This window comes from Nocardioides sp. HDW12B (assembly GCF_011299595.1).
In the GTDB taxonomy this organism is placed as follows: Bacteria; Actinomycetota; Actinomycetes; order Propionibacteriales; family Nocardioidaceae; genus Marmoricola_A.
In genome coordinates this window covers 1,330,349-1,345,545 of the sequence record NZ_CP049867.1, presented here as the reverse complement: position 1 = coordinate 1,345,545, position 15,197 = coordinate 1,330,349, and the positions used below count along the sequence as shown (strand labels likewise).

Genomic DNA, 15,197 nt, shown 5'->3' with positions numbered 1-15,197 from the left:
CTCAACTGTGGACCGTGAGGAACTGCTGGTTCACGACGCCGTCGTAATAGAACATCGCCCGTCCCATCTCGGCCTCGGTCCAGGTCACGGGTTCGGCTCCGGGGTCGACCCAGTAGCCGCCGGTGAACATCTCGTTGCGGTTGCCGAGGGGGTCGAAGAAGTAGAGGCATTGCCCGCGGGTGGCGCCGTGTCGGGTGGGGTTCGTCTCGACGTTCACTCCGTGGTAGACGCACGCGTCTGCGGCGTTGCGAAGGTCGTTCCACCCGTCCACCCAGTAGGCGAAGTGGTGAAGGCCGCCGTTGGGTCCGGTGATGAAGGCGATGTCGTGGGAGCGGTGGCTGACCTCCAGCCAGCTGGCGATCTGGTAGCCGTCGTCGCCCATCACCTGCTCGGTGAGCCGGAAGTCGAGGTGCTGGGCGAGGAATCGCGTGTTGGTGTCGACCTCCTCGGCGGTGAGGAAGATGTGGTCGACCCGGGGAGGGGCGATGCCGGTGAGACCCATCGGACGCGGAGGCGGGTTGGTCTGCGGGAGGAGGTTGCCGACCTGCTGCATGCCGTAGACGAGCTCCATCTGGTGACCGCTGGGGAGCTCGAACCGGATGGAGGTCCCGTGACCGGGAGCCCACTCGTCGGCGGCGTAGCGGTGAACAGCGACGCCAGCTGCCTCGAGGCGCTCCTGATAGTGGTCGAGGTCTTCGGAGTCGGTGACCTTGAACCCGAAGTGGTTGAGCCCGTGAGTGGGTTCCATGGTGAGCACGACGCTGTGGTGCTGGTGCTCGTCCCAGCACTTCAGGAACACGCGGTTGGCGTCTCGTCCGGTCTCGATCATCCCGACGACCTCGGAGTAGTACGCAGTGGCGAGCTCGAGATCGGGTACGCGGATCTCGACGTGGGAAAGGCGCAGAATCGTCATCAGGTGTGCACTCTCATGAAGCGGTCGTTGACCTCGCCTTCGTAGTAGAAGACGGCGCGGCCGATGTTGTCCTCGGTCCAGGTCAGGGTGGGGAAATCGGGATCGGGTCGGTAGCCGCCGGTGAACACCTCGTTGCGGGTGCCGAGCGGGTCGAAGAAGTAGATGGTGGATCCGCGGGTGATGCCGTGCCGGGTGGGTCCGACGTCGAGCTGGATGCCGTTGTAGGCGAGGACGTCCGCGGAGTCGCGCACGTCGTCCCAGTCATCGAGCCAGAACGCGAAGTGGTGAAGCCCGCCGTTGGGGCCGTGAACGATGGCGAGGTCGTGGGGTGAGTGGGAGCGTTCCATCCATGTTCCGAGCTGGTGGCCGTTGCCGTCGAGGAGCTGTTCGGTGATGCGGAAGCCGAGGACGTCCATGAAGAACCTTGTCGACTCGCCGACCTCCTCGGCGTTGATGAGCATGTGGTCCATCCGCGGCGGGCAGATGCGGTCGCGGGGGAAGGGCTCGCTGTCGCTGCTCGGTTCGAGCTGGTGACGGGGTCGTGATGTGCCGACCTTCTCGACGTCGGCGACCAGCTCCATGATGTGTCCGCTTGGGGTGGAGAACCGGATGGACTCGCCTTGCCCGAGCACCTCTCCCCTGCTGATGCGCTCGACCGGGAAGCCGTAGCGTCCGACGCGGTTCTCGAGGTCGGCGAGGTCGTCCTCGTGGTGGACCTTGAACGACATCAGATCCATCCCCATGCGCTGGGCGTACCGCAGCCGGAGGGAGTGGTGGTCCTCCTCGTCCCAGCACTTGAGGTAGACCGAGTCCTCGGTCCGGGCGGTGATGTCCATGCCCATGACGCCCGTGTAGTAAGCCGCAGCGAGGTCGAGGTCGGTGACGGTCACGTCGACGTGACCCAGGCGCAGGATCCCGCGCGGCTTTCCCGGGACCGTGCTGCGCCCTGAGAAGCGGTGCGCCTGCCGGGTGTCCGACGGATCGAACCGGGCGCCGTCAGGGGGTGCGCCCTTGGCGAACTCCCGGCGCGTGCCGGCCGGGGTGCCTTCCACCAGGTCCTGGTGGCCTGTGACGCCGTTCACATCTGCCATGCGAGCAACATGACTGACCGCCCGACCCCTACGCAGGACGTGTTCCGCCATACGGGACAGCAGATGTTGACCAGGTCGCATGAGGCCCACACTCAGGGCGTGTCCACCAACGCCGTTCCAGCCGAGCCGGAGGCGATGCGCCAGCTGGTCAGTGACTACGTGCTCGCGCTGCATGGCGCGTACTTGGATCACACGCGTCACCTTCCGGCCGGTGAACGTGGCAGATTGCCCCTCGTCGCCGGACAGCGGGTGACCGTCGTGGCCGCCGCAACCCGGCAGCTACACCTGTTGGCGACCGCAGATCATCTGCCGGCCCCTCAGGGGCCCGAGGTGGAGATCGTTGAGGACTACCTCGGGCTCACCTGGGTCCTGCGGTTCTACGACCCGTCCGTCCTTCCAGCACTTGGGTTGCTGCAGGAGGACCAACCCGCCGAGGTTCGCCGCGTTCTCGGCATGGATGACGTCCTGTACCACCTGACCGTTGACGTCGGCGGAGGGCTGGGACCCCATCACGCCCAGCACTCGGGAGTGGCGCTGGCCAACCAGCACGCCAAGACCGGCCGCGATCTGGAGGGACTGCGACATGCCCTGCCCCTTCTGTCCGCCACCGTCGACGAGTTCGGTGTGTGCGTCCGTCGTGGGCTCCCGCGGGCCTCGGCGCTGCTAGCGGCCGAGCTCACGGAGCACCGGGTGTCCCTGCCGGCCGGCGTGTCTGCTCTGGAAGCGTTGAGGGCCGTACTGGACGACGTCAGCAGATGAGCGATTCGGTGCGGGACAAGGAGCCGGAGAAGGAGCGCCTGTCGAGTGTCGCGGCGGCGGCGCGGATCTTGCGGGAATTCGGCAAGCACAGCACTCAGCTCGGCGTCACCCAGCTGGCGCAACGAGCGGGTATCGGCAAGAGCACGGCCCACAGGGTCATCTGGACGCTGGTGGAGGAGGGACTGCTGGAGAAGGTAGAGGAAACCGGGTTGTTCCGGCTGACCGCAACGATGCGCTCGTTGGGTGCCAGCGCTGAGACGGCTCAGCGATTGCACGAGGCCTCTACGTTGCCCCTCGACCGGCTTCGTAGCGCCACCCCCGGGACGCTGCACATCGGCGTTCTGGACGGTGACGACGTGCTGTACGTCGAGCGTCGGGAGGGCCCCGGCGCGATCCCCGTCTTCCGTGCGGTCGGGGCCCGCAACGCGGCCCATGCCACGTCCAGCGGCAAGGTTCTGCTGGCGTTCCTGCCGCTGGAACAGCAGCGCAGTACGGTGGGATCGATGCGCTTGGCGGCCAAGACGCCCCGCACCATCACCAGTGCCAGGACGCTGCTCGAGGAGCTGGCCCGGGTTCGGCGTCAGGGTTTTGCCGAGAACCGAGGTGAGTCACAACCGGGCATGTGCTCGGTGGCCGCTCCCATTCGCGACCCCCTTGGGCGGGTGGTCGCCTCGGTGTCCGTGGCCGAGCTCGTCGATGAGGTCGATGCCGGCATCCGACACCTGACCCGTCCCCTGCTGGACACCGCGTTGCGGATCTCGGCGAACCTCGGGTGGCAGCCGTGACCGGCTCGTGGGAGCAGGTCTGCCGGATCGAGGACCTCGATCAGGACCGTCCGATCGGGCGGTTGGTGGGCACGTCTGGCCAGGACCGGGATCGCGTGTGCGTCGTCCGGGGGCCTGGAGGGCAGCCGGTCGCGATGCTCGACAGGTGCCCGCACCGCGACATCTCCCTGTCGGGAGGCACGGTGCGCGACGGCAGCCTCATCTGCCCCGGACACTTCTGGCGGTTCGACCTGAGCGACGGCCGGCGTACTGACCTACCGACCGAGGCCGCGACCGTCTACCCCACTCGGATCGTCGACGGCTGGGTGGAGGCACTGCTCCCTCCGGCGGTCCCCCACCAATCGATGCGTGCCTGGTTGCTGCAGCAGGCCGCGGAACGGAGTGCCGACATGCCCGACCACGCACCCACGCCGCCCGAGATCGGCCAGACCGTCGACGTCAAGGGCGTCGACACGAACTACCACGATGAAGGGTCGGGGGCGCCGGTGGTCTTGATCCACGGGTCGGGTCCCGGGGTGAGCGCCTGGGCCAACTGGCGTCTCACCCTCCCTGCGCTGGCACAGGAGTTCCGAGTGCTCGCACCCGACCTCCTCGGGTTCGGCTACACGCGACGAAAGCCCAGCGATCGTTACGACATGGCCGCATGGACGGATCACCTGGTTGGCTTCCTCGATGCGATGGAGCTCGGCAGCGTCTCCCTTGTCGGCAACAGCTTCGGCGGGGCGCTCGCCCTCAACCTCGCCACATTCCACCCGGAGCGGGTCGACCGGCTGGTACTCATGGGCAGCGTGGGCGCGGCGTTCTCCCTCACCCCCGGTTTGGACGCCGTCTGGGGTTTCGAGCCCTCGCTGCCTGCCATGCGCAGCCTGCTCAACGTCTTCGCCCACGACCGCTCTCTGGTCGACGACGACCTGGCCCTGCTCCGGCTGGACGCGGCGACCCGGCCCGGCGTCCACGAGGCCTACGCGCGCATGTTCCCCGTACCGCGTCAGCAGCACATCGACGCGATGACCGTCGACGAGGAGCTGGTGCGACGCATCCCCGTGCCGACACTGATCGTGCACGGGCGGGACGACCGGGTGATCCCGTTGACGACGTCGCTCCGTCTGCACGAGCTGATCGACGACTCCCAGCTCCACGTGTTCGGCCGCTGCGGACACTGGGTCCAGATCGAGCGCGCCGATGAGTTCAACCGGCTGCTCTGCGACTTCCTGGCCTGACGCGACTCACGTGCAGCGCACCCGGCACGTCCCTAGCTCTGGGCACGACACGCGGATCTCGAGCCCCGGGACGAGATCGACGGGAGCCGTGATCCCGCCGGTGAGCACCACCATCCCCGGCTCCAGTGCGGCCCCGCGGGCGTGCAGCTCGCGGACGAGGTAGGCCACCGCCTCGGCCGGCGAACCCATCGCCTCCCGACCCGCCCCACGGCACTCGACGTCGCCTGCCTGCATGGTCAGGGTGAGTCGCTCCGGGGGCACCGCCGTCGGACGGAAGGCACTGACGGCGTACGCGGCGGCAGAGGAGCCGTCGGCGGTGTTGTCGAGCCAGTCGAAGTCCCGGCTCTCCCACCGCGGGTCGACCACCTCCACTGCCACCGCCCAGCGCCCGGCCGTGGTCACGTCCAGAGCGGTGACGCCCGGCCCGGCGAGTGTCGCCTCGGCCCTGAACGCGAACTCAGGCTCCGCCTTGGGATGGATGAGGCGCTGGAGGTCCAGGAGTCCTTCCTGAACGTTCATGTAGGCCCACAGGCTCCCGAAGTTCGGTTCGCTCACGCCGAGGGAGCGCCGCATCACCTCGGACGTCCAGCCAAGCTTGAAGCCGGTGCGGACCTCGCCGCGCTGGGCTCGGAGGTCGTCGCGCGCGGCCGCGATGCGCCAAGCGTCCGTCGGCGTCAGGCCAGCGGGCCGTCTCGACAGAGGTGCGATCCCCTGCCTGCTCCGTTCGGCCTGGTCCAGCTCGCGGGCGGCCGCCGAGAACCACTCACGTGTACCTTCGTCGGTCTCCTCGGGGTCTGACACAGTCTCGTCCTTTCCTGCAACTACCGCCGTAGTCTTGCCAACACCAAGCCCACAAGCACCGCTCGACGAGGCTACGGCCGGTGACCTGCTGAGTGGCGGCTCCACCGCCGCTGCGTCTAGCACCCGAGCGGACGGCGAGAACACCATGGCCAGGCAACCACTCGCCCTCGGCGCCTGGAAGACCATCACCACCGACAAGATCCGCTACGCAAGTGACCGAGCCCTGACCCGATTCCGTGACAACGACGGCAACACTGCCGACATCACCTACGTCGCGAGCTGGTCGGGGTTCGCCTACGTCGCGTTCGTGACCGACGTCTACTCGCGGCGGATCGTGGGATGGAACGTCGCGGCGACGTTGAAGGCCGACATCCTCCCGCTACAAGCCCTCGACATGGCCGCCTGGTAGGCGGTCTGTTCGCTCCCGGGATCGCTGCCAAGAAGAGCTACGCTGTTACAAGCCCGGTACAAATGTCCGGGGAATCTCGACGTTTGCGCAGGTCAGCATGGGTCAGTCAGTCAGTACTACGACATCTGAGCCGCTCGCTCCCGCGCCACCCGAGAACGGGGAGCATCCTGGTCACCTGCTGACCAGGATGCTCCCCGTTTCGCGTCCCGTCCGTCTGGTTGGGCACTGCCTCTATCGTCGGTCGCGACCCGCCACCTTCCCGAGAAGCCGGACCACGCGTGCGCCTGAACTCGTTCACCGGTCGCCTCCACGCCGAGGCGGACGTCGACGGCACCTGCGAGGACGTGTACGCCGTCGTGTCGCGTCCGGAGTTCATCAGCCGCAGCACGCCGTTCGTCCGGGATGTCGTCGACATCGGAGACGACCGGTGGCGCTGGGACATCGCGGGCATCCGCTACCCCGGCGGAACCTTCACCGCGGCTCTCACCGAGAAGGTGACCTTCGAACCGCCTCACCGGATCGCGTTCCGCCACGACCCCGACGGCACCGAGCTGGCCGGCACGGAGGGGGCGTTCACGCTCACCCCGGCCCGCGACCGTACCGGCGGCTCCGAACGGGTCCACCTCGCCATCGAGGTCGACGTCACCGCCCGAGTCCCTGCGCCGCGCCGCGCTGCTCCTGTCGTCGAGGCGGCGATGCACGTCGTGATGGGCCTGATGCGGGACCGCTTCGTGCGTGCCGTGACCGCGGAGCTCGCGGAGGCAGCGCGGTGACCGTCACCGACCGCACCGGCCCCGCGTCGACGACTGCTGACGCCACGGCCCGGACCCTTGCTGCGGCCCACGAGCTGACCACCCGCCGCGTGCAGGACGTCACCGCGGTGCTGGCCGGGGTCGAGGGCGACCCGCGCTCGCCTGCCCTCGGAGGTTTCGGGCTCGACCTCGCCGCGGAGCTGGCGCGGTGGACCGACTCGCAGGGCAAGCAGGTGCGCGCCGTCGTGGCCCACCACGGGTTCGTCGTCGCCGGAGGTCGTGCCACGTCGCCGGACGCCGACGGCCTCGCGAGCCTCGGCTCGGCGCTCGAGCTGCTGCACCTGTTCGCGCTCGTGCACGACGACGTCATGGACCGCTCCCGCACCCGCCGGGGCCTGGAGACCACCCACGAGCGCGCCGCGCGCCGGCACCGCGAGGCAGCAGCGCGCGGTGACGCCGAGCGGTACGGCGACGGGGTCGCCATCCTGCTCGGCGACCTGTTGCTCGCCGAGGCCTCGGCCGCCGTGGCCTCCCTGCCCGAGGCCGTGCGGATCGCCTGGCGACACATGGTCCTCGAGCTGGTGCACGGCCAGCTGCTGGACCTCACGGCGACCGCGGCCGGGACCGACGACCCGGCAGTCACGCGCGTCGTGGCCCGGCTCAAGACCGGCCGCTACACCGTGCGGCGGCCCCTGGAGCTCGGCGCCCTGCTGGTCACCGACGACGCGTCCCTGCTCGAGGTGCTCGGGCGGTGGGGCGACCTCGTCGGCGACGCCTTCGGGCTGCGCGACGACGTGCTCGGCGTGTGGGGGGACCCGGGACGGACCGGGAAGCCGGCCCTCGACGACCTGGTCGACGGGCGGGCGACGACGCTGCTGGCCTGGGCGCGCGACATGGTGACCGGCTCGGACGCCCCGCTCGTCGAGGCGTGCTCCACCGGCGAGCTGGACCGCGACGACGCCGTACGACTGGCGGACGCCCTGGTGCGCAACGGGGTGCGCGACCGCGCCGAGCGGGCGATCGACGCCCTCCTCGCCGAGGCCGCCGAGGTCGCCGACGGGCTGCCCCACCCCGCCGCGCGCGGGGCGCTCGCCGGACTGGCGGCACGACTGGCGAGGAGGACACGATGACGGGTCGGCGCCGACGAGGAGCAGGCGGCACCAGCGCAGGACGGTCGGCCAAGGTGGTCGTGGCCGGCGCCGGCCTGTCCGGTCTCGCTGCCGCGTGCCACCTGCGCGCAGCCGGCCACGAGGTCACCGTGCTGGAGCGCGACGACGAGGTCGGCGGCCGCGCGGGCACCTGGCGCTCCCAGGGCTACCGCTTCGACACCGGCCCGGTCGTCATGACGATGCCCGAGCTGCTCGCCGAGCCGTTCGCCGCTCTCGGTGTCGACCTCGCGGACGCGGTGCCGATGCGACGCCTCGACCCGTCGTACCGCGCCCACTTCGCCGACGGCACCAGCCTCGACGTGCGCGCCGACATGGGCGACCTGAAGGCGGAGGTCGCCCGTCTGTGCTCCCCGGAGGAGGCCGAGCGGCTGCAGGGGCTGCTCGACTGGCTGGCGCGCCTCTACGACGTCGAGATCGACACCTTCCTGGACCGCAACTACGACTCGCCGCTCGGCCTGATGTCCTCGCCCCTCCGGGCCCTCGAGCTGCTCCGGCTCGGTGGCCTCGGCAGCCTCGACCGGGCGGTGTCGCGACGGCTCCACGACGAACGGCTGCAGCGGGTCTTCAGCTTCCAGGCGTTGTACGCCGGGGTCTCGCCCCAGCTGGCCCGCGCCGTCCTCGCCGTCATCGCGCACATGGACGTCGTCCGCGGCGTGCACTACCCGGAGGGCGGCATGCACACCGTGCCCCACGCCCTGGGCCAGGCGCTCGTCAAGGCGGGCGCGGAGGTCGTGACGGGCGCCGAGGTGACCGCCCTGGTCCGCGGGCCCGACGGGAGCGTCGAGGGCGTCCGGCTCGCCGACGGGCACGTGCAGGAGGCCGACGCCGTGGTGTGCACGGTGGACCTCCCGGTGGCCTACCGACGGCTGCTGCCGGACGTCCGCCCGCCCCGCGCGGTGCGCAGGGGCCACTACTCCCCCTCGGCCGTGGTGTGGCACGTCGGCCTGGGCAGCCCGCCGCCGCCGGGGATTGCCCACCACAACATCCACTTCGGCGCCGACTGGGCCGGAGCGTTCGACGCCCTGCTCGACGACCGCACCCTCATGCCCGACCCGTCACGCCTGGTCACCGCGCCCTCGGTGAGCGACCCGACCGCCGCACCGGAGGGAGGCAGCACCCTCTACGTCCTCGAGCCCGTCCCGCACCTCGGCAGCGACCTGGACTGGCGAACGCTGGCCCCGGCGATGCGCGAGCGACTGATGACTTTTCTGGAGCACAACAATTACGGCACCGACGTCGTCGTCGATCGGCTCGTCACGCCTGACGAGTGGGAGGCGCAGGGCATGCATCTCGGCACGCCGTTCGCGCTGGCCCACACCTTCGGCCAGTCGGGCCCGTTCCGGCCGCGCAACACCACCCGCAAGGTCCCCGGGCTCGTGTTCGCCGGCTCCGGGACCACCCCCGGCGTGGGCATCCCGATGGTGCTGATGAGCGGCAAGCACGCCGCCTGGCGCGTCGAGGAGCACCTGGGCGGAGGCCGGCGATGACGCCCGGGACGTCCGCCGACCTCGCGCTCGGCTACCGCCGGTGCGCGCGCCTGACCCGGCGCCACGGCACGACGTACGCCTGGGGAGCGCGGCTTCTCGCCCCCGAGGACCGCAAGCACGTCCACGCCGTCTACGGTCTGGCCCGCACCGCCGACGACATCGTCGACCACCCCGGCCACCGCTCCCACGCCGAGGTCGCGACAGCGCTGACCGCCTACGAGACCTCGTTCTTCTCCGCGCTGGCCTCCGGCGCCTCCGACGACCCGGTCCTGCTGGCCGCCGCGACGACCGCCCGCGAGCGCGGCATCGAGGCCGACTGCTTCGCGCGCTTCTTCGCCGCCATGCGCGCCGACCTCACCACCACGTCGTACGCCACCTGGGACGACCTGCTGGGCTACATGGACGGCTCAGCGGCGGTCATCGGCGAGATGATGCTGCCGGTGCTGCGCGCCGAGCGCCCCACCCCCGCCGTGCGCGACGCCGCCCGCGCGCTGGGGCTGGCCTTCCAGCTCACGAACTTCCTGCGCGACGTCGGCGAGGACCTCGACCGCGGTCGCGTCTACGTCCCGCAGGAGGACCTCGACCACTTCGGCGCCGACCCGTCTCGCCGCACGGTGGACGAGCCGTGGCGCGCGCTCATGCGGTTCGAGATCGCGCGCAACCGCCGGCTCTACCGCGAGGCCGACGAGGGCCTTGCCGCCCTCCCGCTGCGAGCGCGTCGCTGCGTGAGCGTCGCCCGGGTCCTCTACGCGCAGATCCTCGAGCGCATCGAGGAGCGCGACCTCGACGTGTTCAGCGGGCGCGCACGCGTGCCGACCGCCCGCAAGGCGGCGACGGCCGCCCGGTTGCTCCGCTCCCCGGAGCCCTCCGACGCGGTGTGGGCGGACCGCACCGTGCACCCGCCCGCCGCTCCGGGCTGGCCGGACGACGACCCGGTCGTCCTGCTCGACCGCACCGGGAACGCCGTCGGCCAGCGCCCGAAGTCGCAGACGCACCACGACGACACCCCGCTGCACCTGGGGTTCTCCTGCTACGTCGTCGACCCCGACGGTCGCGTGCTCGTCACCACCCGCGCGCACGACAAGGCCAGCTTCCCCGGCGTGGTCACCAACAGCGCGTGCGGCCACCCGCGGCCCGGTGAGTCGCTCGAGAGCGCGGTACGACGACGCGTGCGCCGCGAGCTCGGGCTCGAGGTCGGCGACGTCCGGCTGGTGCTCGCCGACTTCGCCTACCGGGCGCGGACCGACCTGCTGGCCGAGCACGAGCTCTGCCCGGTCGTGGTGGCGCGGTGCCAGGCCCAGCCCGACCTGACGCCGCACCCGGGCGAGGTCGCCACGGCGCAGTGGTGGTCCTGGTCCGACCTGCGCGACCGCGCCCTCACACCCCAGGGGTCCGGTCCGGGCACCGTCTCCCCGTGGTGCCGCGAGCAGGTCGCCGTGCTGCAGCACCTCGGCGACGACCCGCGCACGTGGCCCGAGGCCGACGCGCGCGACCTGCCGCCCGCCGTACACCTGCGCGACGAGGTGCCCACCGGTGGATGACCGCTGGCAGTACCTCGCCCTCATGGCCGGCTGCCTGGCGGTCACCCTGCCGCTCGAGCTGTTCCCGGGGGTCCGGGTCTACCGCCGCCTGCGGACCCTGGCGCTGGTCCTGCTGCCGGTGGTCGCGGTGTTCGTGGTCTGGGACCTCGTCGGCATCGCCCGCGACCACTGGTCCTACAACCCGCGCTTCGTCACCGGCATCGAGCTGGGGCCGATGCCGCTGGAGGAGCTGGTCTTCTTCGTCGTGATCCCGATCTGCACGGTGCTGACCTACGAGGCCGTCGGCTCGGTGCTGAGGATCGCGCGCAGCGCGCGCGACCGAGGGCGGCGGGCCGGTGCCTGAGTACACCGTCCTCGCGGTCTCGGCCGTCGTCCTCGTGGTCCTGCTGGAGCTGCGCGTCCTGCGCACGGGGCTGCTCCGGACCGGTCGCTACTGGGGCTCGATGGCGATCGTGCTGTTCTTCATGGTGCTGGTCGACGGGTGGCTCACCAAGCTGAGCGACCCGATCGTGCTCTACTCCGACGCGGCGACGATCGGCGTCCGCGTGCCCTGGGACATCCCGGTCGAGGACTTCGCCTTCGGCTTCAGCCTGTGCACGCTGACGCTGCTGCTGTGGCGACGCCGGGTGAACACCTGACCGCGCGCCTGGCCGGTGCCACACTCGGGGGATGGGGGAACGGGTGAGTCGGAGCGCCCTCGGCGCGGCGGTCGGGCTGCTGCTGGGCGCGGCCCTGTGGTGGGCGTGGCTCGGGCACGACGACGAGCCCAGCTACGACTCGATCGCCGACCGGGTGCAGGACCCCTACACGACGCTGCAGGTCCTGGGCTGCGCCCTGACGGTCGCGCTCGTCACCGTTGTCCTCTCGGCGCTCACCGAGCCGATCGCCGCGGCGGTCGGGATCGGGGCCGGGTTCTGGACCGCGTGGACCGTGCACGCGTCGCGGACCGACGACTCCGGTTTGTTCATCGTCGGCGCCGCCATGCTGGCCGCCGGGCTCCTGGTCGGGCTCACCGTCTGCGCCGCCCTCGGCCACGGCGTCCGGGTGCTCCGGGCGCGGCGATCCGAGAGGACTGTCGGAGCCCGCTGATAGGGAGGGAGCATGACCGACGCCGCTCTCCCCCTGTTCGGCGCAGCCGAGACCGGCGCCCACGTCACGGTGGACTCGATGTTCGCGACCGCTCACCGCGTGCACCTCGACGCGCACTCGTGGGTCGAGCACGTGCCGGGCTGGTTGACGGGGGCGGACAGGCTGTTCGACGAGCTCCTCCAGGACGCGGGGTGGGAGCAGCGCCGTAGCTGGGTGTACGGCGAGCGGACGGTCGAGCCCCGACTGACCGCCGAGCACCACGACCTCACCACGGCCCCGGAGACGCTGCAGGACGCGGCGCGTGCCCTGTCCGCGCACTACGGCGTGACCTACGACCGGCTCTGGCTCAACCTCTACCGCGACCACCACGACAGCACCGGGTGGCACGGCGACGGCGCCTCGACCCGCCGTCGCGAGTGCGTGGTCCCCGTGCTGAGCCTCGGCGCCGCGCGGAGGTTCCTGATCCGTCCGACCGCGGGCGGACGGAGCTCGAGCTTCCGTCCCCTGGCCGGTGACCTCGTCGTGATGGGCGGGCGCTGCCAGACGGACTGGCGACATTCCGTGCCCAAGCAGACCGCTCCCTCCGGACCGCGCATCAGCGTCAACTTCGCCGCGACCAGCCAGGCCCGGCCCGACTGAGCGCCGCTAGGCTCGTCCGGTGAGCGCCACCCTCGTCGCGAAGGACCTGTCCGGCGGGCACGGTCACCGCGTGCTGTTCGAGGGTCTCGACCTGGTGGTGGCTCCGGGCGACGTGGTCGGCGTGCTCGGCGCCAACGGCGCGGGGAAGTCGACCCTGCTGTCCATCCTCGGCGGCACGACGGAGCCGATGGCCGGCTCGGTCTCGTGCGCACCGGCGGACGCGTTCGTCGGCCACCTGCCCCAGGAGCACGAGCGCGTGCCCGGCGAGACGGTCGCGGCGTACGTCGCTCGTCGTACCGGGTCGACCGAGGCCACCGCGGCGATGGAGGCGAGCGCCGCGGCCCTCGGCTCGGGTGCTCCGGGCGCCGACGACGCGTACGCCGCCGCCTTCGACCGGTGGATGGCCAGCGGCGCCGCCGACCTCGACGACCGGGTCGCGCCCGTGCTCGACGACCTCGGTCTCGACGTCGGGCCGGACGCCCTGATGACCTCGCTCTCCGGCGGGCAGGCGGCTCGCGTCGCGCTCGCCTCCCTGCTGCTGAGCCGCTTCGACGTGGTGCTGCTCGACGAGCCCACGAACGACCTCGACCTCGACGGCCTCGCCCGGCTGGAGCCGTTCGTCCGGGGACTGCGCGGCGGCGTCGTCCTCGTCTCCCACGACCGCGAGTTCCTGGCGCGCTGCGTCACGCGCATCGTCGAGCTCGACCTCGCCCAGGGACAGGTGTCGGTGTACGACGGCGGCTACGACGCGTTCCTCGAGGAGCGCGCCGTCGCCCGGCGGCACGCCCGCGAGGCCTACGAGCAGTACGCCGCCACGCGCGGCGACCTCGTGGCGCGGGCCCGCACCCAGCGCGAGTGGAGCTCCCAGGGCGTGCGCAACGCGATGAGGAAGAGCCCCGACAACGACAAGATCCGCCGCAAGGCCGCGACCGAGTCGTCGGAGAAGCAGGCCCAGAAGGTGCGCCAGATGGAGTCGCGGATCGCCCGGCTCGAGGAGGTGGAGGAGCCGCGCAAGGAGTGGGTCCTGCAGTTCGACATCGCGGCGGCGCCCCGCTCGAGCACCGTGGTCGCCACCCTGAACGAGGCCCGCGTGCGGCTCGGCGACTTCTCGCTGGGGCCGGTGTCCGCGCAGGTCGAGGCGGGCGACCGGATCGGCATCACCGGACCCAACGGGGCCGGCAAGACGACCCTGCTGCGGCTGCTCCTCGGCGAGAGCTCCCCCGACACCGGCTCCGCCTCGCTCGGCGCCTCCGTCGCGGTCGGCGTCATCGACCAGGCCAGGACGACCCTCGACGACGCGCTGCCCCTCGGTCGGGCGTTCGAGGCCCTGGTCCCGCAGCTCACCCCGGCCGAGGTCCGCACCCTCCTGGCCAAGTTCGGGCTGAAGGCCGACCAGGTCGCCAGCGAGGTCGGCCGGCTCTCGCCCGGTGAGCGCACCCGCGCCGCCATGGCACTCCTGCAGGCCAGGGGTGTGAACCTGCTGGTCCTCGACGAGCCGACCAACCACCTCGACCTGCCCGCCATCGAGCAGCTCGAGCAGGCCCTGGCGTCGTACGACGGCGCGCTGCTGCTGGTCTCGCACGACCGTCGGCTGCTCGAGAACGTGCGGCTCGACCAACGCTGGGAGGTCGACGCCGGGCAGGTCGTGGTCCGGCACGTCTGAGTGGGGGTGCCGACGGAAGGGACGTTCGACCCTGTGTCCTGTCGGTGGGTCGACGTACGTTTCAAGTCCGATATCTCAGCAATCGCGGGGGTTTGACATGCGTCGGGTATGGGCCGTCCTGGGTCTGTTGGTGACCTCGCTCCTGGCGATGCCGTCTGCGGAAGCGGGCGAGGTGCCACCCGTCGTCCAGTTCGACCGGGCGTGGAGCGTCGGCGACGGGGCCGCGGTCGAGATCGCGTACGTCGTCACCTGCCCGGATCCGTCCGACGCGGCGAACGGCTACCGCCACGCCCTCGCGACGAACTACGGCTACCTCGAGTTCAGGTGCTCCCCCGAGCCGCAACGGGTCGTCCTGCTGGCCGAGGGCGCGGCCGTCGCCAAGGGCCGGCCGATCACGGTGGACGCCACCGTCTACTCCCCGCAGTGCCTGTACTGGGACACCTCCGAGCTCGAGAACGGTGAGCAGGGCTGCTGGAAGGTGACGCGCTCCGACACCGCACGCGTGAAGGCCGGCCGGTTCGTGCCCGAGAGCACGGTCGACATCGGGGGGCGCGTCGACGTCACCGACGTACGCCGTACCCGCGCCGGCGGGCTCCGTCTCACCGCGGCGTTCTCCTGCGTCGAGGGCCGCATCTTCGGCTACTTCACCTTCGACGTGCGCCAGATGACACGCAGGGGCCCGACCTCCGCGACCAGCCCCGCCGCGAGCGAGGTGGCGTGCTTCGACGAGTCGTTCACCCGCACGTTCACCGTCCCCCGCAGGTCGATCGACCGTCCGTTCACGAAGGGCGACGTGGTCGTGAGCGCGGAGTGGGTCGAGGGGTACGAGGGCGGACCCTGGGCGTGGCACTCCGGCGTGCAGCGCCTGAGGTGACGCGG

At 71.3% G+C, this 15,197-nt stretch carries 16 protein-coding genes and 1 pseudogene; 14 read left to right on the top strand and 3 right to left on the bottom strand.

The window, feature by feature from the left end; genetic code table 11:
• Position 1: 1 nt before the first annotated feature.
• Both G7072_RS06345 and G7072_RS06340 read right to left on the bottom strand, forming a co-directional pair.
• On the bottom strand, positions 2-913 hold the full coding sequence (locus tag G7072_RS06345; protein ID WP_166084770.1) for a catechol 2,3-dioxygenase: 912 nt from the start codon (positions 911-913) through the stop codon (positions 2-4).
• The gene (locus G7072_RS06340; RefSeq protein WP_166084769.1) at positions 913-2,004 is read right to left on the bottom strand and encodes a catechol 2,3-dioxygenase; all 1,092 of its coding nucleotides are present in this window, start codon (positions 2,002-2,004) and stop codon (positions 913-915) included. The genes G7072_RS06345 and G7072_RS06340 overlap by 1 nt, the downstream gene beginning before the upstream one ends.
• A gap of 99 nt (positions 2,005-2,103) precedes the next feature.
• Here G7072_RS06340 and G7072_RS06335 point away from each other — a divergent pair, with 99 nt between their 5' ends.
• The 3 genes from G7072_RS06335 to G7072_RS06325 all read left to right on the top strand — a co-directional run bounded on the left by G7072_RS06335 (position 2,104) and on the right by G7072_RS06325 (position 4,768).
• On the top strand, positions 2,104-2,763 hold the full coding sequence (locus G7072_RS06335; protein ID WP_166084768.1) for a hypothetical protein: 660 nt from the start codon (positions 2,104-2,106) through the stop codon (positions 2,761-2,763).
• Complete coding sequence (locus G7072_RS06330) at positions 2,760-3,548, top strand: IclR family transcriptional regulator (protein ID WP_055810435.1); 789 nt, start codon at positions 2,760-2,762, stop codon at positions 3,546-3,548. The genes G7072_RS06335 and G7072_RS06330 overlap by 4 nt, the downstream gene beginning before the upstream one ends.
• A gap of 305 nt (positions 3,549-3,853) precedes the next feature.
• Positions 3,854-4,768 (top strand): alpha/beta fold hydrolase, encoded by a 915-nt coding sequence (locus G7072_RS06325; RefSeq protein ID WP_277343403.1) that lies wholly within the window; start codon positions 3,854-3,856, stop codon positions 4,766-4,768.
• A gap of 6 nt (positions 4,769-4,774) precedes the next feature.
• Here the strand turns inward: G7072_RS06325 and G7072_RS06320 are convergent, their stop codons facing one another.
• Positions 4,775-5,569, bottom strand: a complete 795-nt coding sequence (locus G7072_RS06320; protein WP_166084766.1) for a hypothetical protein — start codon at positions 5,567-5,569, stop codon at positions 4,775-4,777.
• Between the two features lie 256 nt (positions 5,570-5,825).
• Between G7072_RS06320 and G7072_RS19990 the strand changes: the two are divergent.
• The 11 genes and pseudogenes from G7072_RS19990 to G7072_RS06260 form a co-directional block, all read left to right on the top strand.
• Positions 5,826-5,975 (top strand): annotated as a pseudogene (locus G7072_RS19990) (IS3 family transposase); the annotation flags it as partial.
• A gap of 281 nt (positions 5,976-6,256) precedes the next feature.
• Positions 6,257-6,751, top strand: coding sequence for an SRPBCC family protein (locus G7072_RS06310; RefSeq protein WP_166084764.1), 495 nt, complete (start codon positions 6,257-6,259; stop codon positions 6,749-6,751).
• Positions 6,748-7,860 (top strand): polyprenyl synthetase family protein, encoded by a 1,113-nt coding sequence (locus G7072_RS06305; protein WP_166084762.1) that lies wholly within the window; start codon positions 6,748-6,750, stop codon positions 7,858-7,860. The genes G7072_RS06310 and G7072_RS06305 overlap by 4 nt, the downstream gene beginning before the upstream one ends.
• Positions 7,857-9,386 carry a phytoene desaturase family protein gene (gene crtI / locus G7072_RS06300; protein WP_166084761.1) on the top strand — a complete coding sequence of 510 codons (1,530 nt, stop codon included), beginning with the start codon at positions 7,857-7,859 and terminating at the stop codon, positions 9,384-9,386. The genes G7072_RS06305 and crtI overlap by 4 nt, the downstream gene beginning before the upstream one ends.
• Entirely contained in the window at positions 9,383-10,927 is a 1,545-nt protein-coding gene (gene idi, locus G7072_RS19740) for an isopentenyl-diphosphate Delta-isomerase (protein ID WP_206063304.1), read from the top strand. Before crtI ends, idi begins: the two co-directional genes overlap by 4 nt.
• Positions 10,920-11,270 (top strand): lycopene cyclase domain-containing protein, encoded by a 351-nt coding sequence (locus G7072_RS06285; RefSeq protein ID WP_166084760.1) that lies wholly within the window; start codon positions 10,920-10,922, stop codon positions 11,268-11,270. Before idi ends, G7072_RS06285 begins: the two co-directional genes overlap by 8 nt.
• On the top strand, positions 11,263-11,565 hold the full coding sequence (locus tag G7072_RS06280) for a lycopene cyclase domain-containing protein (RefSeq protein WP_166084759.1): 303 nt from the start codon (positions 11,263-11,265) through the stop codon (positions 11,563-11,565). The genes G7072_RS06285 and G7072_RS06280 overlap by 8 nt, the downstream gene beginning before the upstream one ends.
• A 43-nt stretch (positions 11,566-11,608) precedes the next feature.
• Positions 11,609-12,016, top strand: a complete 408-nt coding sequence (locus G7072_RS06275; RefSeq protein ID WP_166084758.1) for a hypothetical protein — start codon at positions 11,609-11,611, stop codon at positions 12,014-12,016.
• 12 nt (positions 12,017-12,028) lie between these two features.
• A complete protein-coding gene (locus tag G7072_RS06270; protein ID WP_166084757.1) occupies positions 12,029-12,655 on the top strand; it encodes an alpha-ketoglutarate-dependent dioxygenase AlkB in 627 nt (208 codons plus the stop codon).
• 19 nt (positions 12,656-12,674) lie between these two features.
• Positions 12,675-14,318, top strand: a complete 1,644-nt coding sequence (locus G7072_RS06265; RefSeq protein ID WP_166084756.1) for an ABC-F family ATP-binding cassette domain-containing protein — start codon at positions 12,675-12,677, stop codon at positions 14,316-14,318.
• 130 nt (positions 14,319-14,448) lie between these two features.
• Entirely contained in the window at positions 14,449-15,192 is a 744-nt protein-coding gene (locus tag G7072_RS06260) for a hypothetical protein (RefSeq protein WP_166084755.1), read from the top strand.
• Positions 15,193-15,197 lie beyond the last annotated feature (5 nt).